The 17,176-nt window shown below is 70.9% G+C and carries 17 protein-coding genes and 1 tRNA gene; 9 read left to right on the forward strand and 9 right to left on the reverse strand.

What is annotated here, in order from left to right:
- Positions 1 to 12: 12 nt before the first annotated feature.
- Both IEY69_RS12065 and mqnE read right to left on the reverse strand, forming a co-directional pair.
- Positions 13 to 348 (reverse strand): nuclear transport factor 2 family protein, encoded by a 336-nt coding sequence (locus IEY69_RS12065; protein WP_189073406.1) that lies wholly within the window; start codon positions 346 to 348, stop codon positions 13 to 15.
- A 1-nt stretch (position 349) separates the two neighbouring features.
- On the reverse strand, positions 350 to 1,492 hold the full coding sequence (mqnE, locus tag IEY69_RS12070) for an aminofutalosine synthase MqnE (RefSeq protein ID WP_189073407.1): 1,143 nt from the start codon (positions 1,490 to 1,492) through the stop codon (positions 350 to 352).
- A 132-nt stretch (positions 1,493 to 1,624) separates the two neighbouring features.
- Between mqnE and IEY69_RS12075 the strand changes: the two genes are divergently transcribed.
- Genes IEY69_RS12075 through IEY69_RS12085 form a run of 3 tightly spaced genes read left to right on the forward strand, consistent with a single transcriptional unit; the run spans position 1,625 to position 4,136 of the window.
- Complete coding sequence (locus tag IEY69_RS12075; RefSeq protein ID WP_189073408.1) at positions 1,625 to 2,635, forward strand: GGDEF domain-containing protein; 1,011 nt, start codon at positions 1,625 to 1,627, stop codon at positions 2,633 to 2,635.
- Between the two features lie 44 nt (positions 2,636 to 2,679).
- Positions 2,680 to 3,030, forward strand: coding sequence for a DUF3006 domain-containing protein (locus IEY69_RS12080; RefSeq protein ID WP_189073409.1), 351 nt, complete (start codon positions 2,680 to 2,682; stop codon positions 3,028 to 3,030).
- A complete protein-coding gene (locus tag IEY69_RS12085; RefSeq protein ID WP_229783910.1) occupies positions 3,027 to 4,136 on the forward strand; it encodes a ComEC/Rec2 family competence protein in 1,110 nt (369 codons plus the stop codon). The genes IEY69_RS12080 and IEY69_RS12085 overlap by 4 nt, the downstream gene beginning before the upstream one ends.
- Before the next feature lie 55 nt (positions 4,137 to 4,191).
- On the opposite strand, the gene IEY69_RS12090 is transcribed toward IEY69_RS12085, so the two are convergent.
- The 4 genes from IEY69_RS12090 to IEY69_RS12105 all read right to left on the reverse strand — a co-directional run bounded on the left by IEY69_RS12090 (position 4,192) and on the right by IEY69_RS12105 (position 10,542).
- Complete coding sequence (locus IEY69_RS12090; protein WP_189073410.1) at positions 4,192 to 6,003, reverse strand: ATP-binding cassette domain-containing protein; 1,812 nt, start codon at positions 6,001 to 6,003, stop codon at positions 4,192 to 4,194.
- Positions 6,000 to 7,802, reverse strand: a complete 1,803-nt coding sequence (locus IEY69_RS12095; protein ID WP_189073411.1) for an ABC transporter ATP-binding protein — start codon at positions 7,800 to 7,802, stop codon at positions 6,000 to 6,002. Before IEY69_RS12095 ends, IEY69_RS12090 begins: the two co-directional genes overlap by 4 nt.
- Before the next feature lie 200 nt (positions 7,803 to 8,002).
- Entirely contained in the window at positions 8,003 to 9,223 is a 1,221-nt protein-coding gene (locus IEY69_RS12100) for an MFS transporter (protein WP_189073412.1), read from the reverse strand.
- On the reverse strand, positions 9,220 to 10,542 hold the full coding sequence (locus tag IEY69_RS12105) for a GH1 family beta-glucosidase (RefSeq protein WP_189073413.1): 1,323 nt from the start codon (positions 10,540 to 10,542) through the stop codon (positions 9,220 to 9,222). The genes IEY69_RS12100 and IEY69_RS12105 overlap by 4 nt, the downstream gene beginning before the upstream one ends.
- Positions 10,543 to 10,774: 232 nt before the next feature.
- Between IEY69_RS12105 and hemC the strand changes: the two genes are divergently transcribed.
- From hemC to IEY69_RS12120, 3 genes are all read left to right on the forward strand, one after another.
- Complete coding sequence (gene hemC, locus IEY69_RS12110) at positions 10,775 to 11,704, forward strand: hydroxymethylbilane synthase (RefSeq protein ID WP_189073414.1); 930 nt, start codon at positions 10,775 to 10,777, stop codon at positions 11,702 to 11,704.
- Positions 11,705 to 11,706: 2 nt separating this feature from the next.
- Positions 11,707 to 11,913: a hypothetical protein gene (locus IEY69_RS12115; protein ID WP_189073415.1), complete on the forward strand. Its 207-nt coding sequence runs from the start codon at positions 11,707 to 11,709 to the stop codon at positions 11,911 to 11,913.
- 154 nt (positions 11,914 to 12,067) lie between these two features.
- Positions 12,068 to 13,054 carry an asparaginase gene (locus IEY69_RS12120; RefSeq protein ID WP_189073416.1) on the forward strand — a complete coding sequence of 329 codons (987 nt, stop codon included), beginning with the start codon at positions 12,068 to 12,070 and terminating at the stop codon, positions 13,052 to 13,054.
- 69 nt (positions 13,055 to 13,123) lie between these two features.
- Here the strand turns inward: IEY69_RS12120 and IEY69_RS12125 are convergent, their stop codons facing one another.
- From IEY69_RS12125 to nth, 3 genes are all read right to left on the reverse strand, one after another.
- A complete protein-coding gene (locus tag IEY69_RS12125; RefSeq protein WP_189073417.1) occupies positions 13,124 to 13,846 on the reverse strand; it encodes a zinc ribbon domain-containing protein in 723 nt (240 codons plus the stop codon).
- Between the two features lie 71 nt (positions 13,847 to 13,917).
- Positions 13,918 to 15,174: an MFS transporter gene (locus IEY69_RS12130; RefSeq protein WP_229783911.1), complete on the reverse strand. Its 1,257-nt coding sequence runs from the start codon at positions 15,172 to 15,174 to the stop codon at positions 13,918 to 13,920.
- A complete protein-coding gene (nth, locus tag IEY69_RS12135; RefSeq protein WP_189073418.1) occupies positions 15,171 to 15,851 on the reverse strand; it encodes an endonuclease III in 681 nt (226 codons plus the stop codon). Before nth ends, IEY69_RS12130 begins: the two co-directional genes overlap by 4 nt.
- Before the next feature lie 87 nt (positions 15,852 to 15,938).
- Between nth and IEY69_RS12140 the strand changes: the two genes are divergently transcribed.
- The 3 genes from IEY69_RS12140 to IEY69_RS12150 all read left to right on the forward strand — a co-directional run bounded on the left by IEY69_RS12140 (position 15,939) and on the right by IEY69_RS12150 (position 17,141).
- Positions 15,939 to 16,160, forward strand: a complete 222-nt coding sequence (locus IEY69_RS12140) for a hypothetical protein (RefSeq protein WP_189073419.1) — start codon at positions 15,939 to 15,941, stop codon at positions 16,158 to 16,160.
- Positions 16,161 to 16,246: 86 nt separating this feature from the next.
- A tRNA-Trp gene (locus IEY69_RS12145) sits at positions 16,247 to 16,322 on the forward strand.
- Positions 16,323 to 16,505: 183 nt separating this feature from the next.
- The gene (locus tag IEY69_RS12150; RefSeq protein ID WP_189073420.1) at positions 16,506 to 17,141 is read left to right on the forward strand and encodes a hypothetical protein; all 636 of its coding nucleotides are present in this window, start codon (positions 16,506 to 16,508) and stop codon (positions 17,139 to 17,141) included.
- The last annotated feature ends 35 nt before the right edge of the window (positions 17,142 to 17,176 follow it).

Raw genomic sequence — 17,176 nt, forward strand, 5'->3', positions numbered from 1 at the left:
CCATCTGCCCGCTCACGGGACGACCTGCGCGCTGATCGCCTGCCAGTGGCCGTCTGCGTAGGCGTAGACGCGCAGGACGGACTGGATGCGCTGAGGCCCTTCGTAGAGGGTCAGGCGGGTGATGCCCGTGTGGCCGTGGATGCGGGCGGCGTGCCGTTCGATCATCAGGGTGGGGGCCGGGTCGGTGGGGAAGTGCGTGATCAGGTCGGCGCGGCCGATGCTCCTTCCGTCCGGCAGGAAGCCCAGCCAGTCGGCAGCCAGGACGCCCTCCAGGGCACCTGGGTCGCCGTGGTGGTACGCGGCGTTCCAGCGGTCGTCCAGGGCCAGCAGGGCGTCCAGGTCCGGCATGTCAGTCGGCGGCTTCGTGCTGCGCGGGGAACGTGGCGAGTTCGTTGTAGTACGCGTCGCGCAGGACGGGGAGGCGTCCGGCGTGCTGGATCATGCGGATCATGCCCTGCTCGCTCAGTTTCATGGGGCTGGTCGCGCCGGCGGCGTGCGCGATGTGTTCCTCCTGGATGGTGCCGTCGATGTCGGACACGCCCCAGTCGAGGCTCACCTGCGTCAACTCACTGCCGATCATCACCCAGTAGCCCTTGATGTGCGGGAAGTTATCGAGGTAGATGCGCGCCACGGCGAGGTTGCGCAGGTCGTCCAGGCCGGTGGTGTACTCGGTCTTCCCGAGGTTCTGCGCCAGGGTGTTCCCTAGCGGCTGGAACGCCAGCGGAATGAACGCGTGGAAGCCGCCGCCGTAGCGGGCCATGGAGTCGTCCTGCAGGTCGCGCAGGCGGTGCATGTGGTCCAGGCGTTCTTCCAGCGTCTCGATGTGCCCGTACAGCATGGTGGCGTTCGTGCGCATGCCCAGGGAGTGTGCCTCGCTGTGGATCTGCAGCCACTTCTCGGCCTTGACCTTGTTCTTCGCGACCTGCTTGCGGACGCGGTCGGCGAAGATCTCGGCGCCGCCGCCCGGCATGGCGCTCAGGCCCGCCGCCTGCAGTTCGCGCAGGACGTCCAGGGTGGGTTTCTTGCTGATCTTGCTCAGGTGCTCGATCTCGGCGGCGGTGAAGGCCTTCACCTGCAGGTCCGGGTACGCCTCACGCAGCGCGCGGACCATGGCGGGGTAGTACTCCCACTTGTGGTTCGGGTGGTGGCCGCTGCTCATGTGCAACTCCGTAATGCCGGGCACGTAGCGGCGGCCCACCTGCCGCGTGACTTCCTCGGGGCTGTAGTCCCAGGCGCGGGCCTCGTTCTTGTGCGCGGCGAACGCGCAGAACGTGCAGCCCACGTAGCAGATGTTCGTGAACTCCAGCCGCATGGAGTGCACGAAGTACACCTTGTCGCCGTGCAGCGCCGTCTTGCGCAGGTTCGCGAGGCGCATCAGGGTGTTCAGGTCACGCGTCCTGAACAGCTGCATGCCCTCTTCGAAGTTCAGGCGCTGGCCCGCTTCCACCTTCTGGACGATGGGCGCGAGCGCCGGGTCGGAGAGCCAGTTCATACGTGCAGGATACGCCCGGCCCCCACGCGGGAATGTCCCCGATCCTCACTTCGGGGCCCGGTCCGGCCCTGGTCACGCCGGGGCCCGGCTGTGAGGACCTCGAAAGAGCTGATATGACACAATTTCCAGAAGGTGAACCTCTCAGACACCGACGCCACTCGGCAGATCGCCCGGTACCGCTCGCTGGTCCGGGTGATCGCCACCCTGTCCCGGACGGCGCAGACCGAGGACCTGCTGCGCACCATGCATCAGCAGGTGCAGGCGCTGTTCGCGTCCCCCGTGACGCTGCTGGCCCGCCCCACCGCCGGGGGCGGCTGGACCGTGCAGACCCTGGAAAGCGACGTAATCAGCGAGCAGTGGATCGGGCCGCGCCGCGACGGACTGCTGGAACGGGTCGTGGCGGGCCGCGTATCGCTGGAAAACGACCTGCCGGCCTACCTGGACCGCGAGCAGCTGACGGTCGTGCGCGTGCACTACCGCGCGGACCTGCCGCACACCCTGTCCTGGATGGGCGTGCCCCTGCGCGCCGGAGGTGAGGTGCTGGGGGTGCTGTCCGTGCAGAGCTACACCCTGAACGCCTTCACGCCCGAGGACCTGGAATTCATGCAGCTGCTGGGCGTGCAGCTGGGCATCGTCCTGGAGAACGCGGCGCTGCACGAGCGGCTGCAGCGCGACGCGAACACCGATCCCCTGACCGGCCTGCTCAACCGCCGCGAGTTCGCCGCGCGCGGCGAGGCGGCCCTGCGCGCCCCGGGGGACTGGACGCTGGCGGTGCTGGACGTGCAGGACTTCAAACGCATCAACGACGAGCAGGGGCACGCGGTGGGGGACGTGGTCCTGCGCGGCATCGGGGAGGCGCTGCTGGATCTGACCGCCGCGCGCGGTCAGGCGTTCCGGCTGGGCGGCGACGAGTTCGCGCTGCTGCTGCCGTTCGGCACTGGGCGCGCCGCGTCGCAGATCCGGACGGGGCTGGACGTCCTGTCCGGGAGGGTCCTGCCGGCCCGGCCGTTTCTGAACGTGGGACTGGTGGCCTGCCGGCCCGGGGAGACCCTGACGGACTGGCTGCGCCGCGCGGACGCGCGGATGTACGCGGCGAAGCAGGCGGGCGTGCACCTGCTGCCCGCGCCGGAGGACACGCCGTGACCGGGACCGGCCCCCGCGACCCCGGCAGGCGCTACGCTGAGGACATGAAGCCCGAAGAGCATCGTTCTGAAACAGAACGTCCCGGCGGGACGGACCGCCCGGCCGACCCCACCCCGGAGCGCTGGACGGTGGACGCCATCGAGGACACGCCGCGCGGCCCGGTCGCCCGGCTGGAACGCCCCGACGGAGAGACCGTGGACGTCCCCGCCCGCCACCTCCCGGACGGCGTGCGCGAGGGAGACCTGCTGGCCGTGCAGGACGGCCCGGACGGCGTGATCTTCCGCACGCTGCCCGAAGAGACGCAGGAGCGGCGCGAGCACGCGCAGGCGCAGCTGGACGCCCTGAACGCCCGTCAGGCCCCGCCCACCAACGAGCAGGGAGAGATCGACCTGTGACCGGCCCGAAGAAACCCACCCCGTCCGACCGGGCGAAGAAGGCAGGCTCCGGAAAAACGGCTGCCGGAAAAACCGCCGCGAAGAAATCGGGCGCGAAGAAGGCCGACACGCGGAACGACCCCGCCGCGACCGCCACCCCGAAAGCCCCACCGAAACCCACCGCGAACGCCGGGGCGAAACCCCCACCCCGCCATCGCACGAAGGGCAAAACGCCCGCCCGGAAGGGCCCCAGCCCCTCGGACCTGCTGGGCGTCCTCGTGCTGATCGGCACCGCCAGCCTCGCCGCGTGCGGCTGGATGAAACAGGGCGGCCAGAGCGGCGACACGAAACCCACCGGCGGCCCCGCCGGGCAGGTCACCATCCGCTTCCTGGACATCGGGCAGGGCGACGCCATCCTCATCCAGAGCCCCGAAGGCAAGACCGCCCTGATCGACGGGGGCCGCAGCAGCGACCGCATGCGCGACTACATCCGCGACCTGAACCTCGAAAAACTCGACCTGATGATCGCCTCGCACGCCGACGCCGACCACATCGCAGGCCTCGTCCCCGCCGCCGCGCTGAAACCGCGCGTGTTCATCAACAACGGCCTGGGCGGCACCACCCAGACCTGGGACCGCCTCGTCGGCGCCCTTCAGGACGTCGGAAGCACCTTCACCAAGGCCAGCAACCAGACCGTGAACCTCGGCAGCGTCAAACTCCGCGTGATCGCCCCACCCCCCGGCATGGGCGACGACCAGAACGAGAACAGCGTCGGCGTCGCCGTGCAGTTCGGCACCTTCCGCGCCCTGATGACCGGCGACAGCGAAACCCCGGAAACCGAGGGCTGGCTCGCGCAGGAACGCGACGACCTCAAAGGGCCCTTCCAGGTGTACAAGAGCATCCACCACGGCGCCGCGAACGGCGACAGCGCCGCCTGGCTCGCGTACGTCCGCCCGGAGAACGTCGTCGTCAGCGTCGGCGCCTCCAACACCTACGGCCACCCTACGAAAACCGCCCTGAACCTCTACAAGCAGGCCGGAGCGCGCGTGTACCGCACCGACCGCCAGGGCACCGTCACCGTCCAGGGCAGCAGCGACGGCACGTACACCATCACCACGGACCGCTGAACGGGCATGGGAACGGGGGCGTCGGCTGCCCGGACGCCCCCGCTCTGTGCCGCGTTTACGCGTCCTGTTCGGCCCAGAGGGCGCGCATCTCGTCGCTGCGTTCCAGCAGGTCGGGCAGGGTGCCCTCGTCGGTGATGCGGCCGTTTTCCATGAGGAGGATGCGGTCGGCGCGCAGGAGGGCGGCGCGGCGGTGGCTGACGACGAGGCAGGTGGCGTCGGTCTGGGCGAGGCCCTGCCAGAGTTGCGCCTCGGTGCGGGCGTCGAGGGCGCTGCTGACGTCGTCGAAGACGAGGAGGTCGGCGGGGCGGGCGAGCATGCGTGCGACGGCGGCGCGCTGGATCTGCCCGCCGCTGAGTTTCACGCCGCGCGCGCCGACGGGGGTGTCGAGGCCGCCGCTGAGGGCGTGCAGGTCGGGTTCGAGTACGGCGAGCTGCACGGCGCCGCTGAGGTGGGCTTCGTCGGCGCCGCTGGTGATGTTCTCGCGCAGGGTGTCGCTGAAGAGGTTCGGGAGTTGCGCGGTGTACGCGCTGCGGGGTGGCACGAGGAACGAGGCGGGGTCGTCCTGAATCTCGCCGTTCCAGGCGACGGTGCCGGACTGGGTGGGGATCAGGCCCAGCACGGCGCGCAGCAGGGTGCTCTTGCCGCTGCCGATGCGGCCGGTGACCACCACGAACTCGCCCCGCTGCACGCTGAAGCTCGCGTCGTGCACACCCAGGCCGCTGGGGTGCAGGGCGGTCAGGCCGTCCACGAGCAGCTCGCGCAGGGGGATGGCGGCGGGGGCGGGGGGCGCGGCTGGGGCCTCCTTGCGCAGGTGCGCGTCGTGGTGCTCGACGATGGTGGTGTCCGGCGCGTCCTGCAGCAGGCGGGTCATGCGGTCGTAGCTGACGCCCGTGCGGCGGTGACGGGCGATCGCGTCCCCGAAGAACCCCATGCTGCCGGTCAGGCGGGGCAGCAGCCCGATGAACAGCACGAAGTCCGCGACGTCCAGCGTCCCGCCGCGTACCTTGTTCGCGCCGAGCAGCAGCACGAGCCCCACGGCAAGGTTCACCATGTTCGTGTTCACGCCCCGGATCAGTTCGGTCAGCAGGACGTCCCGCAGGGCGGCGTGGCGGCGCGTCTCGCCCAGGGCGCGCAGGTGCGTGACCATGCCGCCTTCACGCGCGGCGAGTTTCACGGCGCTGACCGCCCCGAAGGTCTCGCCGATGAAGTCCGTGACGCGGGCGGTCGCCTCGCGCATGCGGCGGCGGTACGCGCGGATGGTGGGCGACAGGCGCTGCACGAACACCACCATCAGCAGCAGCGGCGTGCACACCAGCGCCGTGATCAACGGGTCCACGCGCGCCATTAGCGTGATCGCCACGACGGAGTACAGCACGAAGCCCGCGCCGTCCACCCACACTTCCGTGTACCCGGCGACGTCGTCCACGTCGTCCCGGAAGCGGCTGACCGCCTCGGCGGGCGTGTCGGGCAGGCGGCGGGAGCGGCGGGCGGTGAGCAGGTAACTCAGGAGGTTGCGGCGCACCAGGGCGTCCAGGGTGTACCACAGCTCGATCCACGCGCGGAACGCACCGTAGAAGATCCCGAAGCGGCTCAGGCGCACGAACGCGAACCACGCCACCGACACCCACGCCGCGGCAATCGCCGGATTGATCGGCTGCCCGCCGGTCTTCAGGCCGTCGGCCTGCTCCAGCGCGCGGAACACGCCACTGACCGCCAGGGTCAGCAGCGCCGGGCTGGCATGCACCATGCCCCACATGAACAGGTTGAACGCGAACAGCCCCGGCTTGTAGCGGAACAGTTCCTTCGACAGCGCGAACGTCCGCTCCTTCACGGGCACGGGCGGCTGGGGGAGGGGAGAGGTGGTCATGCGAGCACTCCTTCGTGTTCGTTCAGCTGTCCGGCGCGCAGCAGGGCCGCGTAGTGACTGCGGGGGTCGCGGGCGAGGTCGTCGCGGCGGCCGTCCTCCAGCACCTCGCCGTCCCCGAGGACCAGAATCCGGTCGGCGCGGGCGACGGTGTCGAGGCGGTGCGCGATGATGATCGCGGTGCGGCCCGACAGCAGGCGGGTCATGGCGGCGGTCAGCAGGGCCTCGGTGGCGGGGTCGAGGCGGCTGCTGGGTTCATCCAGGATGATCAGGCTGGGGTCGCGCAGCATGACGCGCGCGAACGCCAGGAGTTGCGCCTCCCCGGCGGACAGGCTCCCGGTCGGCAGCGGCGTCCGCACGCCGTCGGGCAGGCGGGCCAGCCAGGCGCTCAGGCCGACCTCGTGCAGCGCGGCCTCGACCTGCGCGTCGGTGACGTGCGGGTCGAAGAAGCTGAGGTTGTCGCGCACGCTCGCCTGGAACAGCTGCACGTCCTGCGTGACGACCGCCACGCGCGAGCGCAGCTCGTGCAGGGGGGTGGCCTGCACGTTCACGCCGCCCAGCAGGATCTCGCCCTGCGTCGCGTCGTACAGCCGCGAGATCAGGCGGGTCAGGGTGGTCTTGCCGCTGCCGGTGCGGCCCAGCAGGCCCACGGTCTGCCCGGCGGGCAGGTCGAAGGTCACGCCGCGCAGCACGCCGCGCGCCGCCGCGTCTTCGGGGGCGTAGCTGAACGTCACGTCCCGGAACGCCAGCGGCAGCGGCCCCGCCGGGAGGGAAGTGGTCCCGCCGCGGACGGCGCTGCGCAGCGCGAGCAGTTCCGACACCCGCCCCAGGCTCGCCCCGGCCTTCTGCAGATCCTGAAGCTGCTGCGTGAGCTGATCGATGGGTTCCTCCACCAGCGTCATGTACTGGTACAGCAGGAACGCCGTGCCCAGCGTGATCGCGCCGCTCGCGTACAGGCCGACCGCCGCGCCCAGCACGCCCACGTACCCGACCGCGAACAGCGCCATGCTCAGCTGCCACACCACACTCCGCCGCCGCCACGAGTTGATCGAGCGCGTGAAGAAATTGCGCTGCACGTCCAGGAAGCGCCGCAGGTGATGTCCGCCCGCGCCCAGGCTGCGCACGTCCTCCAGGCCCGCCAGTCGCTCCTCGACGAAACCGAACAGCCGCGCGCTCGCCTCACGCTCCAGGCGGGTGGGTTCCACACCCAGCTTCCGCACGCGGTTCATCGCGGTCAGCGTGATGGCGGTGAACACGGTCACGCCCAGCCCGATCCGCCAGTCCTCCCGGAAGAACATGACCAGCGCGCCGGTCAGCAGCAGCGCCGCGCCGAACACCCGCACCGCGAACTGCGAGAAGAAGTTGCTCAGGGCCGTCACGTCCCCGTCGATCCGTTCGATCATCTCGCCCGGCGTGCGCTCTTTGTGCTCGCGCATGTCCAGCGACAGCAGGTGCGCCATCAGGTCCGCGCGCAGGCGATTCGTGGCGGTCCAGCCGACCCGCGCGCCCACGTACGTCGCCCCGGCCGTCATGAGCTGCACGCCCACCGCCAGCAGGATGTACAGGCCCGCCAGCCGCACCAGCCCCGCGACGTCCGCGCCCGCGCCCCGCTTCGCGTTGTCCACGAACTGTTGCAGCAGCTGCGGCAGCAGCAGGTTCAGGCCCGTCCCCGTCAGCAGCAGCGCCGCCAGCGCCCCCACCTGCCACTTGAGCGGCCCCAGGTACGTGCCCAGCACCCCCAGCGCACTCCGGGGCGGCGAATCAGGCGGAACAGACGAAGACACAGCGGCAGAGGACGACATCCTCCCAGGCTAGCCACCCGGCGCTGGAAGCGCATCCGCCGAGTGGCGCATGGAGGGGGAGTTGTGGGAAGTGGGGAGTGGGTCGGTTGCCGTGCGCGGTCACGTCCGGGGCGCGGGGTGGTGGGGGTCACTGGCCTGCCGTGCACGTTTCCGCCCGATGCAGGTCACCCCCACAACCCACTGCCTACACCCCACAACCCTTACTTCACCCCGCGGATGCCCTGTACGAGCGCGGCGCTGACGAGCGTGATGACGGCCGCGACGAGGAACAGGGGGGTGTAGCCGCCGAGGCTGGTGACGAACAGGGCGCACAGGGCGGGCGCGAAGGTCTGGGGGAGGGTGAGGGCGACGTTGATCACGCCGAGGTCGCGGGCGCTGTCGTGCGCGCTGGGCAGCACCTCGGTGATGAGGGCGACGTCCACGGCGAGGTACACGCCGAAGCCTGCGCCCATGAGGGCGGCGGCGGCGAGCGTGCCGGGCCAGGTGGGCAGCAGCGCCAGGGTCAGGAGGCCGGCGGCGATGACGACGGTGGAGCCGATCACGAACACCTTGCGTCGTCCCAGGCGGTCGCTGAGGATGCCGCCGAGCATGACGGTCAGCAGTAGGGCGCCCCCGGCGGCGAGGTTCGCCTGGAACACCCCGGCGGCGGGGTCTTTCAGGCCGACGCGGTCACGCAGGAAGTACAGGAGGTACGTGGTGCCCAGCGCGTACCCGAGCGTGACGAGCCCGCGCGTGAGCCATGCCAGCGCGAAGTCCCGGTGCTGCAGGGGGCTGAGGAAGCCCGCCAGGGACAGGGGGGCGGGTGGGGTGGCGGGGGCCTGCGGGTCGCGGCTGGTCAGGACGAAGCCCAGCATGGCGAGGAGCAGCAGCGCGCCCAGCAGGGCGTACTTGGCGAGCATGACGGGCAGCAGGCCGGTGAGGCCCACGCCGAGGATCGTGCCGAGCACCTGGGACAGGCCCGCGAGGCCGCTGACGGTGGCGCGCTGGCTGGGGGGAACGCGGTCGGGGATGACGGCAGTCAGCGCCGCCTGGTAGGCGTTCAGCGCGAGCTGCGTCAGGCCCCACCCGGCGACCAGGATGGGCACGCTGCCGCCCACGCCCAGCAGCAGCAGGCCGGCGGTCGCGGCGACGGCCCCGCCGATCAGGTACGGGCGGCGGCGGCCCAGGGCGCCGCGGGCGCGGTCACTCAGCGCGCCGAAGATGGGGTTGGCGAGCAGGCTGATCAGCGCGCCCACGCCGAGGATCAGGGCGAGGTTCGCCTCCTTGCGGCCCTCGTCGAGGCTGATGAGCTGCTCGCCGATCAGGACCTGCCCGGGGGCGTTGAACGCCATCCACATCGCCAGGGTCGCCAGGGTGTACGGCAGCATGAACCGCCACGACACGGGCGTGCTGGGCACCAGGGGTGCGGGGGCGGCGTTCACGCCTGCTCCCGCAGCCACGCCTGATACCAGTCGAAGCTGTCCTTGCGGGTCCGCACCTGCGTCCCGAAATCCACGTGCACCAGCCCGAAACGCTGGTCGAAGCCGTCCGCCCACTGAAAATTGTCCATGAGAGTCCACGCAAGATACCCGCTGACCGGCGCACCTTTCTGGACTGCCATTCGGGTGGCCTCGATGTGCGCCTCCAGGGAGCGGATGCGCGCCGCGTCCCACACCCGCCCGTCCGCGTCCGGCGTGTCCGGCAGGCCGCACCCGCGGCCCGTGACGACCAGCGGCGGGCAGGTGTCCCCGTAGCGGCCTTTCAGGTCCAGCAGCGTCCGGGTGAGGCTTCCGGCCCGGGTCGCCTCGTCCTCCGGGACGGCGTTCAGTGTGGCCCCGAAGGGACGGCGCGGGTCGGCCCGCACCCGGTCCGGCGGGGCGTCGTTCACGCCCAGGACATCCAGCGGCGCGGCGATCACGTCCAGGTCACCGGAGCGCACCACCTCCAGCACCTGCGGGGCGTGCTCGCGCAGCAGGTCCAGCACCGGCGCGGGGTACGCGGCGCGCAGCAGGGGATCGGTGAACAGGTGGTTGTGCAGCGCGTCCATCAGGGCCGCCGCCTGCACGTCCGCGTCGCGGTCCGTGGCGGGCCACGCCGGGGCGTACGTGTTCGCGATGCCCACCTGCCGTGCGCCCGCCTCGCGCAGCGCCCGCGCCGCCAGCCCGTGCCCCAGCAGCTGGTGGTGCGCCGCCGGGAACGCGCCCAGGCCCAGCGTCCACCCCGGCGCGTGCGTGCCGTGCGCGTACCCGCGCAGCATCACCACGGACGGCGCGTTCAGCGTCATGAACGCCGCCGCGCGGTCCGCCAGCCGCTCCCCGACCAGGAACGCGTACTCCTCGAAGCGGTACGCCGTGTCGCGGCTCAGCCAGCCGCCCGCGTCCTCCAGTTCCTGCGGCAGGTCCCAGTGGTGCAGCGTCACCCACGGCTGCACGCCCACGCCCAGCAGCTCGTCCATCAGGCGGTCGTAGAACGCGACGCCCGCCGGGTTCGCCCGGCCGCGCCCGCCGGGCTGCACGCGCGGCCACGCCACGCTGAACCGGTACGCGCCCACGCCCAGCTCGCGCAGCAGCGCCACGTCCTCCGGCCAGCGGTGGAAGTGGTCGCAGGTGACGTCCCCCGTCGCGCCGCCCCGCGTGCGCCCCGGCGCATGGCTGAACGTGTCCCACACGCTCACGCCGCGCCCGCCCTCCTGCACGGCGCCCTCGATCTGGTACGCCGATGTCGCCATACCCCACACGAACCCGTTCGGAAATCCTGTCATCCGGCCTCCGGTGGCGTGGGGCGCAGCACCACGTCCACCCGGGCGAACTCGGAGAGCTGCGCCGCAGAGCGAGCAGGGGTCAAGCGGGTTCCGGGCGTGCAGTGAGCCGCCCGGTGTCCTGTCCGGGCGGTGAACGAAACAGACGGAATCCGTACCATGATCCTTCACATTCTGCCCCGCCCCCCACCTGTGGCGTGCAGGGCGGGCGCGCGGCCCGTATAATGCGCGGGTTATGCGGATGGTGACGGTAGGAACGCGCGGCAGCACCCTTGCGCTTGCACAGACCCAGTGGGTGGTGGCTCGCCTGAAAGAGGAATGGCCGGACACGGACTTCCGCATTCAGACCATCAGCACGAAGGGCGACCGCAACCGCGGCAGTCTGGAGGCCATGGCGCAGAAGGGGGACAAGGGCTTCTGGGTCAAGGAGATCGAGGACGCGCTGCTCGCCAAGCGGATCGACATCGCGGTGCACTCCCTGAAGGACCTGCCCACCGAGCAGCCCGAGGGGCTGGAGGTCAGCTCCATTCCCCGGCGCGTGGACGCGCGGGACGTGCTGATCGGCAAGGAAGGCATGAAACGCCTCGCGGACCTGCCGCAGGGCGCCCGCGTGGGCACCAGCAGCGTGCGCCGCAAGGCATTCCTGCGCGCGTACCGCCCGGACCTGCAGGTCATCGACCTGCGCGGCAACATCGACACGCGCCTCGCGGCGCTGGCCGGGAACGAGTACGACGCGATCATCCTGGCCGCCGCCGGCCTGATCCGCACCGAGATGCGCCACCGCATCGACGAGTTCGTCGAACCCGACATCATGCTCCCCGCCCCCGGCCAGGGGGCCCTGGCGCTGGAAACCCGCGCGGACGACGACCTGACCATTGAGGTCGCGTATGCCATTCACGACCACACCACCGACGACCGCATCACCGCCGAACGCGAATTCCTCGCGGGCCTCGGTGCCGGGTGCATGGCCCCGGTCGGCGCGCACGCCACCGTCAAGGGCGGCCTGCTGACCCTGGAAGGCTGGGTGGGCGCCCTGGACGGCGGGCACGTCATCCGCGCCACCACGCAGGGCGACCCCAGCGAATGCGCCGACCTGGGCGCGGAACTCGCCGCCGACATGCTTGACCGCGGCGCGCAGGCCCTGATCGACGCGGCGCGCAGCTGACCTTGCCCGACCAGCCCGTTTCTCCCGCTGGTCCGCGCCGTAGCCGCTTTCTGATCCCCACCCTGGCCGTGCTCGTGTGGCTGGGGGTCGGGCTGTGGCAACGCACCCAGGTGGGCACGGCAGTTCCAGACGCCCTGCTGGCCGAGCTGCCCCTGACCGTCGCCGTGTTCGCCGCGACGTTCGTCTGGCAACGCCGGCGCCGCCGATAGGCGTCCGCGACCGACCTGCCAGCCTTGCGAGCTGGCGGGTAATGTCGTTCTGTGGGAGCCGGCCGTCCGGCCCAGCGGGCCACCCTCGCCCTCAGACCCTTCGACCCTAGACCCCTGGCTGCGGCCCCCCGCCGCCGCGACTACCATGCCAGTGATGCCCAGCGACGCCACCCCGCCCGCCCACGCGCCCCGACTGGCACTGATCCACACGGGCGGCACGATCGCCAGCCGCCCCAGCCCCGACGGGCGCGGCCTCACCCCCCAGACGCCCCCCGCGCTGCCCGGCCTGGAACAGGTGCAGGTCACCGAAGCGCAACCGTTCAGCCTCCCCAGCCCGCACATGACGCCCGCGCACATGGGGCAGCTGGCGGCCCTGATCCGCGAACTGGCCCCCACGCACGACGGCGTGGTCGTCACGCACGGCACCGACACCCTGGAGGAAACGGCGTTCGCGCTGCACCTGATGCTGGACGTGAAGGTCCCGGTCGTCCTGACCGGCAGCATGCGCCACGCCGAGGAGATCAGCTGGGACGGCCCCGCCAACCTGCTGGACGCCGCGCACGTCGCCCTGCACCCCCACACGCCCGGCCGCGGCCCGCTCGTCGTGATCGGCGGGGACATCTTCGACGCGCGGACCGTCACGAAGATCCACACGACCGCCGTGGACGCCTTCGGCGGGTACCCCGGCCCCATCGGCCGCATCGACCGCGAAGGCCACACGCCGCGCCTGCACTACTTCGCCATGCCCGAACCGCGCGCCACGTACCACCCCGCCCACCTGCAAGCGCGCGTGGAGATCCTCTACGCCTACGCCGGGTGGACTGGCGAAGGCTACGCCGAGGCCGCCGAGCGGGCCGACGGGCTGGTCATCGCGGCGCTCGGCACCGGGAACCTCCCCGCCGAACTCCTGCCGCTCATCCAGGGCACGGAGAAGCCCGTCGTGATCGCCACCCGCACCCACGCGGGGCCCGTCCTGCCGGTGTACGGCTACGTGGGCGGCGGCGCGACCCTGGTCGAGGCGGGCGCGATTCCCGCCAGTTTCCTGAACGCCCACAAGGCCCGGCTGCTGCTGCTGATCCTGCTCGGGCAGGGCCTCACGCGCGAGCAGATCCAGACCGTGTTCGAACGCGACGAGTTCTGAACCTGGGCTGACTGCTCAAGCGAAACCCCACCCCAGGCCAGCAAGGCGGGGTGGGGTTTTCCCTGCGGTTTACGCGAGGTCGAGGCGGATCAGGAAGCGGCCGCAGCTGGGGCACTTCACGGGGGGCAGTTTGCCCTGTGCGGCCTTCTGCTGGACGTTGACGGGAAGGTTCACGTTGCAGCCGCTGCAGCGTCCGGCCTTGATCTCCACGACGCCCAGGCCCTTCTTGGCGCGGCGGATCATGTCGTACTCCCGGATGGTGCGCGCGTCGAGGTTCCCGGCGAGCTGCGCGCGTTCCTGACGGTCCGCTTCGCCCTGGTCGCGCAGGCCCTGCACGCGGGTCTCGTCCTGCTCTTCCAGCGTGCCCAGGGTGGGGCGCAGGGCGCGGTGCTGGCCGCGCAGGTCCGCGGCGCGCGCCTGGAGGGCCTGCTGCTGCTCGCGCAGGGGGGCGAGGTCCTCCTCGAGTTCGTCGGCGCGTTCGCTGAGCATCTGGATGCGGCTGCCGTACTGCGACTGCGCGCGGGCGTCGAAGGCGTTCTTCTCCTGCTCCTCGCGCGCGCGGCCGACCTGCTCGCGGATGCTGGACAGGTCGAGTTCGGTGCGGCGGATGTTCTTCTCGACGCCTTCCAGAGTGATCTCGGTGTCCTCGAGGGCGTTGTTCAGGCGTTCCTGCTCGGCACGGGCGTCACGCAGTTCGGTGGAAATGTTGCCTTCCTCGTCGCGCAGGCGGTCGAGGTTCAGGTCGAGTTCCTGAACGCGGTGCAGGCGGCGAAGGGGGGAGGTGTCGCTCATCACTGGCAGTCTACCCCCGTTCATGAGTTCGGAGGTCAACTGAGTATTCATCTGCCGGTCTGGCGCGCGGGTCATGGCGTGACCGGGGTGTGCGTCTGGGTGCGTGCGGCGCGGCGGTACAGGCCCAGGTAGATCGCCAGGACGCTCGCGCCGTACATCAGCAGCGTCCACGCGAACAGCGCGTTGAAGGCGGTGGTGAAGGGCAGCGCGCCGCGCACCACGCCCGACAGGACGCTGCTGATCGCCCAGCCCAGGTCCCACGCGATCAGGTTCACGGCGGAATACATGGGCCGGTCCTCCTCGGGCAGGGTGGTCATGGCGTAGGCGCTGTACACGGGTCCGGCGGCGTTCATCAGGGCGCCGCGCGTGAACAGCGCCGCCGTGACCATCCACAGCTGCGGCGCGAAGCCCAGCACCGCCAGGAACGGCAGGCTGCACGCCTGCACGAGCAGCACCGCCTGCAGCTGCCCCATGCGGCGCACCAGCAGGGGTTGCAGCAGGGCCGTGGCGGCGGTCGCCAGGCTGGTCCAGGCGAACAGGGTGCCCAGGCCCGCGTAGGACACGCTGAATTTGCCCTCGATGAACACGTTCAGGAACGGGATGGTCGCGCCCGCCCCCAGGCCCACGAGGATGTTCGGCAGGACCAGCCGGGCCATGGTGGCGCGGTCCCGGACGTGGAAGCTGCGCCCGGTGGGTTTCGTCTTCCCGGTGGGTTTCAGGCCCAGGACGGGCAGCACGCCCAGGAGTTGCAGTCCGGCGGCGACCAGCAGCGCCGCCCGTAGCGCCCCCAGCGCGTCCGGCGCGGTGCCGGTGCTCTGGGCGTACAGGGTGGGAATCTGCCCGCCCAGCAGGTTCCCCAGGAAGCCCGCGCCGGTCATCAGGGCGTTCTGCACGCTGAACAGCGTGACGCGGCTGCGTTCGTCGCTGTTGTTCGCCATGAACGGCGACGCGGCGACCATGCTCAGCGCGCCGCCCGCGCCCTGCACGACCGCGCCCACGATGACCAGCACCGGCCCGTTCGCCAGGACCAGCAGACCCAGGCCCAGCAGGTTCAGGGCCGCGCCGACCTTCAGCGCGTGCGCGTTGCTGATGCGCCGCGCGACCGCCACCGCCGGGAGGCTCAGGCACGCCAGGGTGATGGCGGGCAGCGCGTTCATGACGCCCTGCCACTCGGCACCCAGGCCCAGCGCCCGCAGGTAGAAGTTCAGGAACAGCGCCGTGAACGCCTGCGACAGCCCGAACGCGAACACCGACGCCAGGAACAGCCACACCTGCCGCGAGAAGCGCCACGTCTGCCCCCGCTGCGCGTTCAGTGGATCGCCGCTCACGCCACGCCGACTTTCGGGCAGAAGCTCGCCATGACGCACGCGCCGCACTCAGGTTTGCGGGCCGCGCAGACCCGGCGGCCGTGCAGGATCAGCGCGTGGTGCAGGAACACCCACCGTTCACGCGGGAACAGGCGCTGCAGGTCCGATTCCACCTTGTCGGGGTTCGACTGGGTGCTCAGGCCCAGGCGGCGCGCCAGCCGACCCACGTGCGTGTCCACCGCGATCGCCGGATACCCGAACGCGTTCGACAGGACCACGTTCGCGGTCTTGCGGCCCGCGCCCGGCAGCGCCACCACCGCCTCGAAATCGTTCGGGACCTCCCCGCCGTGCCGCTCGACCAGCAGCCGCGCCAGCGCCGCGAGGTTGCGGGCCTTGGCGCGGTACAGCCCGATCCGGCGGATGTACGGCTCGATGTCCTCCGCGTCCGCGCGGCTCATGGCGTGCGCGTCCGGGAACGCCTCGAACAGCGCGGGCGTCGCCGCGTTCACGCTCACGTCCGTCGCCTGCGCGCTCAGCACCGTCGCCACCAGCAACTCGAACGGCGTGCGGAACTCCAGTTCCGTCCGCGCGTCCGGGTACAGGCCCTCCAGCGCCGCCAGGACCTGCGGCGCCCGCACCCGCGCGCCCGGGGGCAGTCGCGCCCCAGTCTTCTTCTTCCCGCCTGTCTGCCCAGTCACCTCGCCACGCTACACCCCCCTCATGCGGCACGTCCGCGCGCCTGGGACAGCCGCAACCCCCACCCGCTCAACCGCGTACCTGACCACATGAGACTCATTGCCATCCTGCTGGGCATACTCGCCGCCATCGGCCTGCTACTGGGCTTCCTGCCGCTGCTGGGCTGGCTGAACTGGCTCCTGGTCCTGCCGCCCGCCGTGCTGGGCCTGATCCTCGCCGTGCTCGCCAAGGACCGGGGCGCGACCACCCTGAATGTCGTGGTGCTGGCCCTGGCCGCGCTGCGCCTCTTCCTGGGCGGCGGCGTGTTCTAGGCCAATTCGCCGGTTCCCGCGCACTCTTGCGCGATTCCGGGGTGAATGCTACTCTGCACAGGCCCGCGCGGACAGCGCGCGTGAACGGGTCCTTAGCTCAGTTGGTAGAGCGGCGGTCTCCAAAACCGTAGGTCGTGGGTTCAAGTCCTACAGGGCCCGCCACGAAACACCTCCACCCAGTCGGTGGGGGTGTTTTTCTCTTGCGGTTTCGGCCGCTCTGCCCCCCTGCCCGTCTGATGGAAGCACTGAGGGAATGAAGGTCAGATGTGGGCTTTACCCTACCGGACTTGGGCTGGCACTCATTAGAATGGGCCGGATCGTCCCCTGCACCGTTCAAGGAGTCCCATGAAGAACCTGCCCATCCTGTCCCTGGTCGTCCTGACCACCGTGCTCTCCAGCTGCAGCAAGATCGTCGGGGCGGCCATTCCTGCCCAGACGATCGCCAACCCCGCCGGTCTGGAAGGCAAGCAACTCGTGGCGTCCTCACCCCTGGTGATCGAGTCCGTGAAGGGCACCGTCAGCTACAGCACGGCCGGCGCCCCCTTTGATGACATCCAGATCCCGGACCTGCCCTTCGGCATCAAGCCCGGCGGGCTGGACTTCAAGACTGGCTTCAGTCAGGTGGCCGTGAACGGCGTGTGCGTGAAGCCGCAGACGTTCACCGTGACCGTCAGGGACGTGAAGGTGGACGCCAGCGACGCGGCGGCCAGCGCCACGTTCACCGCCGCATCGGGCGCGCAGTTCACGCTGACCAAGACGTCGGGTGCCGTTGACAGCGCCACGTACAGTGTCTCCGACACCAGGCTGAACGTCGCGGCGGACACCGCGACCGCCATGAAGTTCTTCTCGATCCTGACGGCGGGCGGCAAGAACACCGTGAGCGTCGCCGCCACCATCAGCGCCAGCGACAACGGTCTGGCCGGCTGCACCCTTGGCTTCACCCTCAAGGACGTCAGCGTCGTCCTGAGCAAGTTCCAGTAACTGCCCCCCGCCGGCCGCCGCTCCTGCATTCGCGG

This window comes from Deinococcus sedimenti (genome assembly GCF_014648135.1).
GTDB classification, from domain to species: Bacteria; Deinococcota; Deinococci; order Deinococcales; family Deinococcaceae; genus Deinococcus; species Deinococcus sedimenti.